14 protein-coding genes are annotated in these 12,868 nt (G+C 69.5%); 10 read left to right on the top strand and 4 right to left on the bottom strand.

The features are described 5' to 3' along the window. Positions 1-1,177: winged helix-turn-helix domain-containing protein (locus E3O23_RS09730; RefSeq protein WP_134490500.1), on the bottom strand; the 1,177-nt coding region annotated here is incomplete at its 3' end. 176 nt (positions 1,178-1,353) lie between these two features. On the opposite strand from E3O23_RS09730, the gene E3O23_RS09725 reads away from it, so the two are divergent. The 6 genes from E3O23_RS09725 to ilvA are packed head-to-tail and all read left to right on the top strand — an operon-like array spanning position 1,354 to position 7,707. Next, the gene (locus E3O23_RS09725; protein WP_134490523.1) at positions 1,354-2,469 is read left to right on the top strand and encodes an ABC transporter substrate-binding protein; all 1,116 of its coding nucleotides are present in this window, start codon (positions 1,354-1,356) and stop codon (positions 2,467-2,469) included. After that, positions 2,459-3,319: an ABC transporter permease gene (locus E3O23_RS09720; protein ID WP_134490525.1), complete on the top strand. Its 861-nt coding sequence runs from the start codon at positions 2,459-2,461 to the stop codon at positions 3,317-3,319. Before E3O23_RS09725 ends, E3O23_RS09720 begins: the two co-directional genes overlap by 11 nt. Continuing rightward, positions 3,316-4,167: an ABC transporter permease subunit gene (locus tag E3O23_RS09715; protein ID WP_134490498.1), complete on the top strand. Its 852-nt coding sequence runs from the start codon at positions 3,316-3,318 to the stop codon at positions 4,165-4,167. The genes E3O23_RS09720 and E3O23_RS09715 overlap by 4 nt, the downstream gene beginning before the upstream one ends. Next, on the top strand, positions 4,164-5,231 hold the full coding sequence (locus E3O23_RS09710) for an ABC transporter ATP-binding protein (protein ID WP_134490496.1): 1,068 nt from the start codon (positions 4,164-4,166) through the stop codon (positions 5,229-5,231). Before E3O23_RS09715 ends, E3O23_RS09710 begins: the two co-directional genes overlap by 4 nt. After that, positions 5,228-6,475 carry an AI-2E family transporter gene (locus E3O23_RS09705; protein WP_241983415.1) on the top strand — a complete coding sequence of 416 codons (1,248 nt, stop codon included), beginning with the start codon at positions 5,228-5,230 and terminating at the stop codon, positions 6,473-6,475. The genes E3O23_RS09710 and E3O23_RS09705 overlap by 4 nt, the downstream gene beginning before the upstream one ends. Continuing rightward, positions 6,472-7,707 (top strand): threonine ammonia-lyase, encoded by a 1,236-nt coding sequence (gene ilvA, locus E3O23_RS09700; protein ID WP_134490494.1) that lies wholly within the window; start codon positions 6,472-6,474, stop codon positions 7,705-7,707. Before E3O23_RS09705 ends, ilvA begins: the two co-directional genes overlap by 4 nt. A 4-nt stretch (positions 7,708-7,711) precedes the next feature. On the opposite strand, the gene greA is transcribed toward ilvA, so the two are convergent. Both greA and E3O23_RS09690 read right to left on the bottom strand, forming a co-directional pair. Continuing rightward, positions 7,712-8,203, bottom strand: a complete 492-nt coding sequence (greA, locus tag E3O23_RS09695; protein ID WP_134490492.1) for a transcription elongation factor GreA — start codon at positions 8,201-8,203, stop codon at positions 7,712-7,714. A gap of 104 nt (positions 8,204-8,307) precedes the next feature. Then, positions 8,308-8,703: a DUF4307 domain-containing protein gene (locus E3O23_RS09690; RefSeq protein ID WP_241983414.1), complete on the bottom strand. Its 396-nt coding sequence runs from the start codon at positions 8,701-8,703 to the stop codon at positions 8,308-8,310. Positions 8,704-8,796: 93 nt separating this feature from the next. Here E3O23_RS09690 and mca point away from each other — a divergent pair, with 93 nt between their 5' ends. Together mca and E3O23_RS09680 are read left to right on the top strand one after the other, a co-directional pair. Next, a complete protein-coding gene (gene mca / locus E3O23_RS09685) occupies positions 8,797-9,660 on the top strand; it encodes a mycothiol conjugate amidase Mca (protein WP_174776626.1) in 864 nt (287 codons plus the stop codon). Further along, positions 9,657-9,911 (top strand): hypothetical protein, encoded by a 255-nt coding sequence (locus E3O23_RS09680; protein ID WP_134490488.1) that lies wholly within the window; start codon positions 9,657-9,659, stop codon positions 9,909-9,911. The genes mca and E3O23_RS09680 overlap by 4 nt, the downstream gene beginning before the upstream one ends. Positions 9,912-9,936: 25 nt before the next feature. On the opposite strand, the gene trhA is transcribed toward E3O23_RS09680, so the two are convergent. After that, the gene (gene trhA / locus E3O23_RS09675) at positions 9,937-10,674 is read right to left on the bottom strand and encodes a PAQR family membrane homeostasis protein TrhA (protein WP_134490486.1); all 738 of its coding nucleotides are present in this window, start codon (positions 10,672-10,674) and stop codon (positions 9,937-9,939) included. A gap of 69 nt (positions 10,675-10,743) precedes the next feature. Here trhA and E3O23_RS09670 point away from each other — a divergent pair, with 69 nt between their 5' ends. Both E3O23_RS09670 and E3O23_RS09665 read left to right on the top strand, forming a co-directional pair. Further along, on the top strand, positions 10,744-11,529 hold the full coding sequence (locus tag E3O23_RS09670) for an isoprenyl transferase (protein ID WP_134490484.1): 786 nt from the start codon (positions 10,744-10,746) through the stop codon (positions 11,527-11,529). A gap of 12 nt (positions 11,530-11,541) precedes the next feature. Next, positions 11,542-12,666 (top strand): aminotransferase class V-fold PLP-dependent enzyme, encoded by a 1,125-nt coding sequence (locus E3O23_RS09665; RefSeq protein WP_134490482.1) that lies wholly within the window; start codon positions 11,542-11,544, stop codon positions 12,664-12,666. Positions 12,667-12,868: the final 202 nt, after the last annotated feature.

Here is a 12,868-nt window from a genome sequence, read left to right as displayed (position 1 = left end):
CGAGGGTGCCGCGCGGCACGACCGCGATCTCGCCCAGGCCCTGCCAGCGCGCCGCTGCCCGCAGCACGACGGCCAGGCGCGCGGCGGTGTCGGCCGGCGCGCCCTCCTCCGCCCAGGCCGCCTGCACGCGGAGCACCCCGGCCTGGCGGTCGTTCTTCAGGTCGACCCGGCCGACGATCGTGTCGCCGAGCAGCACCGGCAGGGAGTAATAGCCGAACACGCGCTGGGGCTCGGGCGTGTAGATCTCGATCCGGTAGTGGAACCCGAACAGGCGCAGCGCCCGCGGCCGCTTCCAGACGACCGGATCGAACGGCGAGAGCACGGCCGCGGCGTCCAGGCGGCGGGGCAGCCGGGCATCGCGGTGCAGCCAGGCCGGAATGGGCCTGGCGCCCTGCGACCAGCCGGGCACCTCGACCGGGATCAGCTCGCCCGCCTCTTCCAGCTCGTGGATCGCGGCCAGGCTCGCCGGGGTCTTCAGCCGGAAGTAGTCGGCGAAGTCCTTCGCCGTGCCGATGCCGTGCGCGCGCGCCGAGCGGCTGATCAGCTCGCGGTGCGCGTCGTGGCGGCTCACCTCCCGCTCAAGCAACTCGGCCGCGAACACCTGCTCCGGCAGGCCGTAGACGCGCTCGAAGCGCTCCCGGCCGGCGCTGACCAGGTCGCCCCAGCGGAACAGCGTCTCGAGCCCGGTCTTCACGTCCGACCAGCCCCACCACGGGCCGCTGCGCTTGTTCGCGTCGTGCTCGATCGCGCTCGCGCGCATGGGCCCGTTCTCGGCCAGCTCGGCGAGCAGCCAGTCGAGCATCGGCCGGTTCGCCTGGGACCAGGCGTCGGGGGTGCGCGCCGCGAGGTCGCGGTAGGCCCGCATCCGCCAGCGGAACAGCGGCCAGGTGTCGAGCGGCAGGAACGACGCTTCGTGCGCCCAATACTCGGTGAACCGCGCCTCTCTGCCGGTCGTGAGCCGGTCGAGCTGCGTCTTGTCGTAGCCGCCCAGTCGGCTGAAGGCCGGCATGTAGTGGCTGCGTTCGAACACGTTGACCGAGTCGATCTGGAGCAGCCCCAGGCGGTTCACGAGCGCGTCGAGCTGGCGGATGCCGGGCGTCACGCCCGGCGGACGACCGAAGCCCTGCGCCGCGAGCGCAACACGGCGGGCAAGGGCGGGGGAGACTGACTCTGGCATCGATTCGAGCGTAGTGCCGACATCCGAAGTTCAGGTCTCGTTCAGTCCCCGGCGCCTTCCCGTCTTCCGGCGTCCGTATGGTCACCGTGACCACCATCCGGCATTCAACTGCTCGCCCTTCCGGCGGGCGGCCGGCTGGCGGTCACCACGGAGGATACGTGTTCACCACGCGCACCATGATCGCCGGGCTCGCCGCCACAGCGGCCCTCGCCCTCACCCTCACGGGCTGCTCCGCAGGCACCGCGACCGCCGGCGCCGGAAGCGCTGATGCCGAAACCGCGACGAGCCTGACCGCGTTCGGCGATCTGGCCGCACTGGAAAAGGCCGCCACGGCCGAAGGCGCGCTCAACGTCATCGCCCTGCCGCGCGACTGGGCCAACTATGGCGCCGTGCTCGACAGGTTCACCGAGAAATACCCGGACATCGCCATCACCGAGGCGTCTCCGGACGGCTCGAGCGCCGAGGAGATCCAGGCGGCCGACAACCTCAAAGGCCAGGACACGGCACCGGATGTCTTCGACCTCGGCCTGGCCGTCGCCCTGACGAGCACGGATCGCTTCGCGCCGTACAAGGTCGCGACCTGGGCCGACATCCCCGATGCCCTCAAGGAATCCACCGGCCTCTACACCGGCGACTACGGCGGATACATGGCCGTGGGTTACGACCCCGCCGCGGTGCCGGCGCCCACGCAGCTGAGCGACCTGCTCGGCGCGAAGTACAAGGGCAAGGTCGCCATCAACGGGGACCCCACCCAGTCCGGTGCCGCGTTCGCCGCCGTCGGGATGGCCGCCGTGCAGAACGAGGGAACCGTCGACGACTTCACGCCGGGCATCGACTTCTTCCAGAAGCTCAACAAGGCGGGGAACTTCCTCAAGGTCGACCCCACCCCGGCAACGATCGCCTCGGGGGAAACCCCCGTCGTCCTCGACTGGGACTACCTCAACGTCGGCTACGGCAAGACACTGGAGGGCCAGCGCGACTGGAAGGTCGTCGTGCTCCCGGGCACGGGATATGCCGGCTACTACAACCAGGCCATCAGCAAGGATGCCCCGCACCCGGCCGCCGCGCGCCTCTGGCAGGAATTCCTCTACAGCGATGAGGGGCAGAACCTGTGGCTCGCCGGCGGCGCGCGTCCCGTCCGGGCCGACGCCATGGCCGCGGCAGGAACCATCGACGCCGCCCTGTTCGACGAACTCCCGAAGGCTCCGACGTCGACGGTCGTGCCGACCGGCAAGCAGAGCGAAGCCGCCGCGAAACTGCTCGGCGAAAAGTGGGCCGCCGCTGTCCAGTAGGACCCGTGGAACGGCGGCAGCCTGGGGGCTGCTGCCGTTCGCGGTTTACGTGCTGCTGTTCCTCGCCGTGCCGACCCTCATCGCCGTCGGCACGGGCTTCTTCGACGAGTCGGGCTCCTTCACGCTGGACACGGTGGCGGCCCTCGGCAGTCCGGTCGTGCTCGCCACGTTCGGCAATTCGTTCTGGCTGTCGGCGCTGACCGCGGTGGTCGGCGCGGTCATCGGAGCGCTGGCCTGCTACGCGCTGCTCGGGGTGCGCGCCGACGGGGCGCTGCGCTCCACGGTCGATTCGCTCAGCGGGGTGCTCGCCCAGTTCGGCGGCGTCATGCTCGCGTTCGCGTTCGTCGCGACCATCGGCATCCAGGGCATGGTGACGCTCTTCCTGCGCGACGTCTTCGGCCTCGACCTCTTCGCGGACGGCGTCTGGATCTACGCCATGCCCGGCCTGGTCCTGCCGTACCTCTACTTTCAGATACCCCTGATGATGATCACCTTCATGCCGGCCCTCGAGTCGCTGAAACCGGCCTGGGCCGAGGCCAACGCCACGCTCGGCGGGACGGCGACCGGCTACTGGCTGCGCATCGCCTTCCCCGTGCTGGCGCCGTCCTTCCTCGGCAGCCTGCTGCTGCTCTTCGCGAACGCCTTCTCGTCCTACGCGACCGCCGCGGCGCTGATCAGCCAGGGATCGCAGATCGTGCCGCTCCAGATCCGCGCGGCGCTCACCAGCGAAACGCTGCTGGGCCGGGAGAACCTCGCCGGGGCCCTGGCCCTGGGGATGATCGCGGTCATGGCGGTGGTCATGCTGGGCTACTCGGCGCTGCAGTCACGCGCCGTGCGGTGGCAGCGATGAGCGCAGGGCTCCGCACGACCGGCGGGGTCGCGCACGCTCCCTCGCGGGGCATCCGCACCGTCATCCTCGGTGTCGTCGGACTGGTCTTCGCCGTCCCGATCGTCGCCATGCTCGAGTTCACGCTGCGCCGGGGGCTCGACGGAGGCCACGACATCTCGCGCTGGGTCACCCTGTTACAGAGCGGATTCGCCGGCCAGTACCGACCCGTGCTCGTCGCCCTCGGTAACTCGGTCGCGCTGGCAATCGGCACGGTCGTGATCGTGCTGCTGTTGCTGGTTCCGACGATGATCCTCGTGCATCTGCGGTTCCCGCGGCTGCGCCGCACCATGGAGATCACCTGCATCCTGCCGATCAGCATCCCGGCGGTCGTCCTCGTCGTCGGCCTGGCGCCGGTGTACGCGGTGGTCGCCGGGGTCTTCGGCAGCGGCGTCTGGACCCTCGCCTTCGCCTACGGCATCACCGTGCTTCCGTACGCCTACCGGGCCATCCAGTCGAGCCTTGACGCCGTCGACGCCCGCACGCTCAGCGAGGCGGCGCGCACGCTCGGGGCCGGCTGGGGCGCGGTGCTGCTGCGCGTCCTGCTCCCGGTCCTGCGCCGCGGCATCCTCGCCGGGGCGTTCATCTCGGTCGCGGTGGTGCTCGGCGAGTTCACCATCGCCTCGCTGCTGAACCGGGTCAACCTCCAGACGGCGCTCGTCGTCGTGAGCAAGAACGACCCGTACACGGCCGTCATCCTGTCGCTGCTCGCCCTGGGGTTCGCGTTCCTGCTCCTGCTGTCCATCGGCCGGCTCGGAGCGGCCCGCACACGCTCCCCGCGGCGGCGTTCCCCCTCGAAAGGCTTGTCATGATCCAGTCACCCCGCCAAAGCGGCCCCGGCGCCGTTGTCGAGTTCCGCGGCGTCGTCAAGGAGTTCGCCGGGCACCGGGCGCTGGCCGGCTTCGACCTCACCCTGCAGGCCGGGGAATTCGTGGCGCTGCTCGGCCCGAGCGGCAGCGGCAAGACGACGGCCCTCCGGGTGCTGGCCGGGCTCGAGTCGGCGGATGTCGGCACGATCACGATCAACGGCGCCGACGTCTCCGGGCTTCCGACCGGCAAACGGGACATGGGGATGGTGTTCCAGGCCTACTCGCTGTTTCCCCACCTCAGCGCCGGGGAGAACGTGGAGTTCGGCCTGAGGATGCGCAAGGTCAACGCGGCCGAGCGTCGGAGCCGCGCGCGGTCGGCGCTGGCCCTCGTCGGACTGGACGCGCACTACGACCGGTACGCCCACCAGCTCTCCGGCGGGCAGCAGCAGCGCGTGGCGCTCGCCAGGGCCCTCGTCACCGAGCCGCGCGTGCTGCTGCTCGACGAACCCCTCTCCGCCCTGGATGCCAAGGTGCGCGTGCAGCTGCGTGAGGAGATCCGGCGGATCCAGACGGAGCTCGGCATCACCACCCTCTTCGTCACCCACGACCAGGACGAGGCGCTGGCCGTCGCCGATCGCGTCGCGGTGATGCGGGCAGGCAACATTGAGCAGGTCGACACCCCGGAAGGCCTCTATGCCAGGCCGGGTTCGCCATTCGTCGCCGATTTCGTGGGCCTGAGCAATCGTGTTCCCGGCGTCGTGCGGAACGGGTTCGCGCAGGTCTACGGAACCGCGCTGCCCCTGGTCGATCCCTCCCACGCCGACGGGGAGGTGCAGGTCTACCTGCGGCCGGAGGACATCGAGTTCGGCACCGACGGCGTTTCGGGCGTGGTCACCGCATCGAGTTTCCTTGGTTCGCTCCGGCGCACGGGAGTGCGCCTGGAAGACGGCACGGTCCTGTTCACCCAGCACAGCGTGCGCGTGAAGCCGGCCCCCGGCGAGCGGGTCCACCTGCGCTTCACCGGTGCGCCGGTGTCGGTCGAGTCCAGTCCTAGACTGGGTGCGTGAAGGAACCCACGGACAAGCCAGGCCTCGGCGGACTGTTCCGAGGCCGCGCCAGACGCGTCCCCGCCGACCTGCCCCGGCATTTTCCCAGGCACGAGCCCAACGGCGTCGACGAGAACATTCCCACCGGCATCCGGCTCGCCGGCGCGTGGTCGTGGCGCCTGCTGGCCATCGCGGGAGCGGCCGCCGTCTTCATCTTCCTGATCATCCAGCTGCGGCTCATCGTCATCCCGCTGCTCGTCGCCGTGCTGGTGTCGGCGCTCCTGGTCCCGTTCGCGTCCTTCCTGGTCCGCCACCGCTGGCCCAAGGGCCTCGCCATCGGGGTCACCCTCCTCGGCACCCTCGCTGTCGTCGGGGGACTGATCACACTGGCCGCCACCCAGATCGCCGCCGGCTCCGCCGACCTGAGCACGAAGTTCCAGGCGTCCATCGAGAGCCTGAAGGCCGCGCTGCTGACGTCTCCGCTGCAGATCTCAGAGGCGGAGCTCAACGGCTACCTGCAGGAGGCGTCCAAGGCCGTTCAGGCAGACAGCCAGGTCTTCATCACCGGTGCGTTGTCCTTCGGGTCCTCGCTGGGGCACGTGCTGACGGGGGCCCTGCTCACCGTATTCAGCCTGCTGTTCATCCTCATCGACGGGAAAGGCATCTGGGACTGGATCGTGCGGATCTTCCCCCGCCGTGCCCGCGCCGCCGTCGACGGGGCAGGCGTCGCCGGCTGGTCGACGCTGGGCAATTTCGCGAAGGTGCAGATCCTGGTGGCCTCGATCGACGCCGTCGGCATCGGCGTCGGCGCGGCCCTGCTCGGCGTGCCGCTGGCCGTCCCGATCGGCATCCTCGTCTTCCTCGGCTCGTTCATCCCGATCGTCGGCGCCGTGGCGACCGGGATCGTCGCCGTGATCATCGCCCTGCTCTTCAACGGCCCCGGCTACGCGCTGGCCATGCTCGGCGTCGTGCTGCTCGTCCAGCAGGTCGAAGGGCACGTGCTGCAGCCGCTGATCATGGGAACCGCCGTCAAGGTGCACCCGCTCGCCGTCGTGCTCGCCGTCGGCGCGGGGTCGCTGCTCGCCGGCATCCCCGGCGCACTCTTCGCCGTGCCGGTCGCCGCAGTGCTCAACGTGATGACCAACTACATCCACAGCGGCGCCTGGCGCACCGTCCAGCCGCCGGCGGGCGACCTGCTCGGATCGCCGCTCTGGCAGACCGTGCCGCGCCGCCCAGGATTCCGCCGAACGGAGAGCCCCGAATGACCAGTGTTTCCCTCGTCGGACCCAGCCTGGAGGACTTCGAGGCGGCGCGAGCGGTCGTCGCCCGCGTCGCCGACGTGACACCGATGGAGAGCTCACGCTACCTGGCGACCATCCTCGGCGCCCCGGTGTTCCTCAAGTGCGAAAACCTGCAGCGCACCGGCTCGTACAAGATCCGCGGCGCCTACAACCGGTTGTCCAAGCTCACCGACGAGGAGAAGGCCCGCGGTGTTGTGGCCGCGTCGGCCGGCAACCACGCCCAGGGTGTCGCGTTCGCGGCCCGGGAACTCGGCATCAAGGCGACGATCTTCATGCCCGTCGGCGTGGCCCTGCCCAAGCTCCAGGCCACCCGCGACTACGGCGCCGACGTCATCCTGCGCGGCCACACAGTGTCCGAGCCGCTGATGGCCGCCGCCGCATACGCGGCCGAGACCGGCGCGATCCTGATCCCGCCCTTCGACCACCCGGATGTCGTCACCGGGCAGGGCACGCTCGGCCTCGAGATCCTCGACCAGGTTCCAGACCTCGACACGATCATCGTCCCGATTGGCGGCGGCGGACTCATCTCCGGGGTCGCCAGTGCGCTCAAACAGCGGGCGGCACGGGACGGACGCCACATCCGCGTCATCGGCGTGCAGGCCGCCAACGCGGCGGCCTACCCGCCCTCCCTCGAGGCCGGCGAGGCCGTCGAGGTCACCATCCTGCCGACGATCGCCGACGGGATCGCCGTCGCCCGGCCGGGCCTGCTCAACTTCGAGATCGTGCGCGACGTCGTTGACGAGGTCGTCACGGTGAGCGAGGACGACATCGCCCGGGCCCTCCTCGTGCTGATGGAGCGCGCGAAGCTGGTGGTCGAACCGGCGGGCGCCGTCGCGGTCGCCGCGATCCTCGCCGGGAAGGTCGCCGCGTCAGGCTCGACGGTCGCCATCCTCTCCGGCGGCAACATCGACCCGCTGCTCATGCAGCGTGTGATCAGCCACGGACTCGCCGCGTCCGGTCGCTACCTCACCCTGCGGATCATGCTTCCCGACCGTCCGGGCCAGCTGGCACGGATCGCCGAGCTGCTCGCCGAGGCGCAGGCGAACGTGATCGAGGTGCTGCACACCCGGCACGGCGTGAGCATGCAGCTCAGCGAGGTGGAACTGGACATCAGCGTCGAGACGCGCGGCCCGGAGCACGGGCAGCACGTTCTCGATCTGCTGCGATCCGCCGGTTACGACCCGGGGACCGACTGACGGGCTAGTTGCCGGTCCAGGTTTCGACGAGGGAGATCTGGACGGCGATCTCCTTGCCGCTCGGAGTCGTGTAGGTCGTCGACGCGCCGACGCTGAGCCCGATGATCGCCACGCCCAGGGGGCTCTGCTCGCTGTAGACGTCGAGGTCGCTGTCGCCGGCGATTTCGCGGCTGCCGATCAGGAACCGGCTCTCGTCGCCGGCGATGACGGCGGTGATCACGGTGCCGGGCTCGACGACGCCGTGGCTCTCCGGGGCGCTGCCGACCTCGGCCGTGCGCAGCAGCAGGGTGAGGGTGCGGATGCGCGCCTCCATCTTGCCCTGCTCTTCCTTCGCCGCGTGGTAGCCGGCGTTCTCCTTGAGGTCGCCCTCCTCGCGCGCGGATTCGATCTTCTTCGCGATGTCATCGCGGCCGATGGTGCTGAGCGTGTGCAGCTCCGCAGCGAGGCGGTCGTGGGCCTCCTGGGTCAGCCAGGTGACAGTTGTGGGGGTCGTCACGGTTGCTCTCCTTCAGTGCACTCGGCCGCGGATCGCGGAAATTCGTGCCCGCCCGCGGATATAGGGGACGCCCCGACGATTACCGTCAGGGCGAATACGTCAGTCTAGGTCAGCCAGCAGCGGTAAATCAAACCCGTGTTGCTTAATTCCGTCGTGCGTATAATCTCCGTGAACGACCGCGTGTAGCGGTCGGAGGGCGCCAGATCGACCACCTTCCAGCCCACGATCGTGAAGTTTTCGTTGAGCGCCTCCACGGCGCAGCTGGCGGCCGTGCCGGCCGGCATCGACACCTCGAACGTCACGCTGACGCTGTGCTCGTCGATGATGCTGTGCCGGGTGTCGCGCGCTTCGATCAGCGGCTTCGACCCGTCCAGGCCCGCCCAGACGACCCAGGCGACCAGCACGAGCGCGAAGCCGCCGGCCGCGATCCAGAGCGAGCGGCGGTCGCGGAGGCGCCGGTTCGGGGTCCGGCCGTACCGAGCATCGAGGTTGGTGCTCACTGACACGGCAACTCCACCATCACGCGACTCCACACTCGTACTTCAAGGATTAGGCTTGTGAGTCAAGGTTATCCGCCATTCCTGAGGAGTTTTGTGACGCTGCGACTGTTGGCGGTCCACGCCCATCCCGACGACGAGTCGAGCAAGGGCGCGGCGACGTACGCCTATTACCGAAGCCTGGGCGCGGAGGTGCTCGTCGTGAGCTGCACCGGCGGTGAGCGGGGCAGCATCCTCAATGAGGCGCTGGCGGGCAACCCGATGGCCGAACGAGACATGGCCGGCCTTCGCCGCCTGGAGATGGCCGAGGCCCAGCGTCACCTCGGCGTCGAACACCGCTGGCTCGGCTACCAGGACTCCGGCATGAACGAGGACGGGTCGGTACCCGCCGGCTCGTTCGCCGACATCCCGGTGCAGATCTCCGCGGAGCCGCTCGTGCAGGTGATCCGTGAGTTCCGTCCGCAGGTGCTGATCACCTACGACGAGAACGGCGGCTACCCGCACCCGGACCACATCCGCACCCACGACGTGTCGCTCGAGGCCTACCGGGCCGCCGCTGACCCGACGAGATACCCGGATGCCGGCGCCGCCTGGCAGGTCGACAAGCTCTACTACGACCGCATCTTCAACCTCGAACGCATGGACGCGATGTTCCTGGAGCTCAGCGTGAAGGAGCCGGACTCCCCGCTCCTCGAGCCCCTCGGCGCCGCCCGCGACTGGATGAAGGACTACCCCAAGCTGGCCACGACCCACGTGCCGGTCGGCGACTTCCTCGAGACCAGGGACGCCGCGCTCAAGTCGCACGCGAGCCAGGTTTCCCCCACCAGCAGCTTCTTCTTCTGGCCCAACGACCTCATCCGCGAGGCCTGGCCGTTCGAGGACTTCCAGCTCGTCGAATCGAAAGTGGACACCGACATGCCCGAATCCGACCTCTTCGCCGGCGTGCAGGACGCCTCGTGAACGCCCTGATCGGCCCTCGGGTGCTGGACTTCGTGCTGGCGAACACGCCGAAACCGGAATTCAACCCCGACACGGTCACCCCCGGCGCCTGGGGCTTCGTGGCGATCTTCCTCGTCGCCGTCGCGACCGTGCTGCTCGCCCTCGACATGGCCCGGCGCATCCGTCGCACCACCTACCGCTCGCAGATCCAGGCGAAGCTGGAAGCCGAGGTCGCGGCCAGGGAAGCCGGCGAGGACCACCGCCCGGAGTAACCGCTCCGGCCGCCCCGAGCGCGGCTCAGGGGTAGAGCGGGTGGGTGGCGATCATCAGGATGGCCACCCAGTGGCAGAGGAATGCCACCACGGTGAGCGTGTGGAAGATCTCGTGGAAACCGAACACGCCCGGGACCGGGTTGGGCTTCTTCAGGCCGTAGACCACGGCCCCGACGCTGTAGCAGAGCCCGCCGAGCAGGATCAGCGTCATCATGACGGGGTCGGCCTCGAAGAAGTCGCCGATGAAGATGAGCGCTCCGTAGCCGAGCAGCAGGTAGAGCGGCACGTAGAGCCAGCGCGGTGCGTGGATCCAGAAGACCCGGAACGCGATGCCGAGGATCGCGCCGCCCCACACCAGCCAGAGGAGCAGGGTCGCCTTCTCCGGCGGCAGGGCGAGGACGGTGATCGGCGTGTACGAGCCCGCGATCAGCAGGAAGATGTTGGCGTGGTCGATGCGCTTGAGGATGACCTTCGTGCGCGGGTTCCAGTCGAAACGGTGGTACAGCGCCGAGTTGCCGAACAGCAGCATGGACGTGGCGACGAAGACGGCCGAGCTCACCTTCGCCGCCGTCCCCTCCGCGAGGACCAGGAGAATGATGCCGGCGACGATCGTCACCGGGAACGTGCCGGCATGGATCCAGCCGCGCCAGGTCGGGCGGAGGTCCTCCGGCCGCGGTTCGTCCTCCTCGAGGAGAGGCAGGTTGGTGACGTCGTGCTCCGCCTCGTGGGGCTGCTCTGCGGCTTCGGAATGCTCTGCGGACATGCAGCCAGAATACGGCAGCGGACGGGCCTGTCTTTCCGCCGGCGACGCGGAGTGGACTAGCGTGACTGTGTGCAGAACCGGAAAATACCCTTGGGACGCGACTTTCTTTACAGCGTGTACCAGCGTCGACTCCGGCGCAGCCTGGACCCCGCCCAGCTGCCCCGGCACGTTGCCATGATCATCGACGGGAACCGGCGCTGGGCCAAACAGCTGGGCTTCGATTCCGCCGCGCACGGGCACCGGGCCGGCGCCGCCAAGATGCGCGAGTTCCTCGAATGGTGTGACGACCTGGGCATCTCCGTCGTCACCCTCTACCTCTTGTCGGCCGACAACCTCACCCAGCGACCGAGCGAGGAACTCGCCGACCTGGTCCAAATCATCGCTGAACTGGCCGAGGAGCTCTCCCACTACCGCAACTGGCGCGTGCAGCAGGTGGGATCCAAGGACCGGCTCCCCGAGCCGCTCGTGACGGCGCTGGACGCCGCGGAGGCGCGTACGGCGGGCAACAAGGGCCTGCACATCAACCTCGCCGTCGGCTACGGCGGCCGCACCGAGATCACCGACGCCATGCGCAGCATCGTTGCCACCCACCACGCCCATGGCGGCACGCTCGAGGACCTGGCCGAGACGCTCACCCCCGAGCTGATCGGGCAACACCTGTACACCGGCGGGCAGCCGGACCCTGAGCTCGTGATCCGAACCTCCGGGGAGCAGCGGCTCAGCGACTTCATGCTCTGGCAGAGCGCGCACAGCGAGTTCTACTTCGTCGAGGCGCTCGGACCGGACCTTCGCGAGGTCGACTTCCTGCGAGCCCTGCGAGACTTCGCCAAGCGGCAGCGCCGCTTCGGCGGTTAGAGCGGAGCCCGGATGACCTCACTGCAGCACTTCATCGACGGCTTCCGCGAGGAACCCGGGTACCTGGACTACGGCCGGGTCGGCCCGCTGGCATCCGTCGTCGTCGCCGAGACGCTCGGCCAGACGGACGTGCTCGCGCGCGCCCGGTTCGGCAGCCTCGGCCACCTCTTCGAGCAGGACGAACGGCTGCGCACGGCCGTGGCCGCGGCCACCGGGTTCCGGGCCGACCAGGTCGTCTCCCAGCCCAACACGAGCACCGGGCTCATGCACGCCCTGTTCGGCCTGACCGGTGACGTGCTGCTCTCCCCGCATGACTTCCCCAGCCTGCCCTTCGCTGCCGTCCGCGCCGCGGAGGCGCTGCACGTGGTGACCCCCCTCTGGCTCGACAGCGAGCATGATCGCGTGACCCCAGGCCTTGTCAGGGAGCAGCTCACCGCCACGACCGCGGCCGTCGCCGTGTGCCTCGTCGACGCCCGCACCGGTTATCGCACCGATCTCGAGGGCATCCGCCAGGTCATCGGGGACCGCCTGCTCATCGTCGACGCGATCCAGGGCTTCGGCGTCGCGGATGCCCCTTACGAGGTCGCCGATGTCGTCGCGTCCGGCGGGCAGAAATGGGCCCGCGCGGGCTGGGGCACCGGCTTCCTCGCGCTCAGCGACCGCGCGGTCGAGATGCTCACCCCGGTGTTCTCCGGTTTCGCCGGCACGGATTCACCGGACCTGCCCTGGGACGAGGTCCTCCCTCCGGCCCACGGCGCGGGCGCGTTCCGGATCAGCAACCCCGACAGCATGGCCCAGGCCCGTTTCGCCGCCGCGCTCGAGGAGATCACCGCGGTGGGCGTGGCGACGATCGAGGCCGCCGTCACCGAGAACGTCACGCGGCTGATCGACCTCGCCGACGAATTCACCGTGCCGGTCGCGTCGTCCAGGGACGAACGCGAACGCGCCGGAATCATCGTGCTCGAACCGCCTGCCGAGCAGCTCACCCTGCTCAGCATCGCGCTGCACAACCACGGGGTGACGGCGACGACGAGGAACGGGCGGGTGCGGCTGAGCGTGCACGCGGCGCTGTCGGCGGACACGGTCGAGATGCTCCAGGCCGCGTTCACGTCGTACTCCACCGCCGCCAGTTACTGATCCGTGGAGCACCGGGGCACCCCCCGAATGTGACCGGTGGGTTACGTCAGGCGTGTCGCTCTTCCTTTTGCGGCCCCGGGGACGTAGCGTCATCCCCATCAGGTATGGCGCCTGATCGAGACGGCCACATAAGTACGGCTCGAGAACCGCTTGTGGCCAGCTCGCCAATGGAATCCGCGCTCGTGGTGGGCGCGGGGGGGAG

Source organism: Cryobacterium tagatosivorans, assembly GCF_004402215.1.
Classification (GTDB): domain Bacteria; phylum Actinomycetota; class Actinomycetes; order Actinomycetales; family Microbacteriaceae; genus Cryobacterium; species Cryobacterium tagatosivorans.
Note: the sequence above shows the minus strand (reverse complement) of the source record. Positions and strands in the feature narration are given on the sequence as shown.

Excerpts from the sequence above, each read along its gene's own strand:
- E3O23_RS09710 (WP_134490496.1), top strand. The coding sequence starts at position 4,164 with ATGATCCAGTCACCCCGCCAAAGCGGCCCCGGCGCCGTTGTCGAGTTC.
- E3O23_RS09725 (WP_134490523.1), top strand. The coding sequence starts at position 1,354 with ATGATCGCCGGGCTCGCCGCCACAGCGGCCCTCGCCCTCACCCTCACG.
- ilvA (WP_134490494.1), top strand. The coding sequence starts at position 6,472 with ATGACCAGTGTTTCCCTCGTCGGACCCAGCCTGGAGGACTTCGAGGCG.
- E3O23_RS09665 (WP_134490482.1), top strand. The coding sequence starts at position 11,542 with ATGACCTCACTGCAGCACTTCATCGACGGCTTCCGCGAGGAACCCGGG.
- E3O23_RS09715 (WP_134490498.1), top strand. The coding sequence starts at position 3,316 with ATGAGCGCAGGGCTCCGCACGACCGGCGGGGTCGCGCACGCTCCCTCG.
- trhA (WP_134490486.1), bottom strand. The coding sequence starts at position 10,674 with ATGTCCGCAGAGCATTCCGAAGCCGCAGAGCAGCCCCACGAGGCGGAG.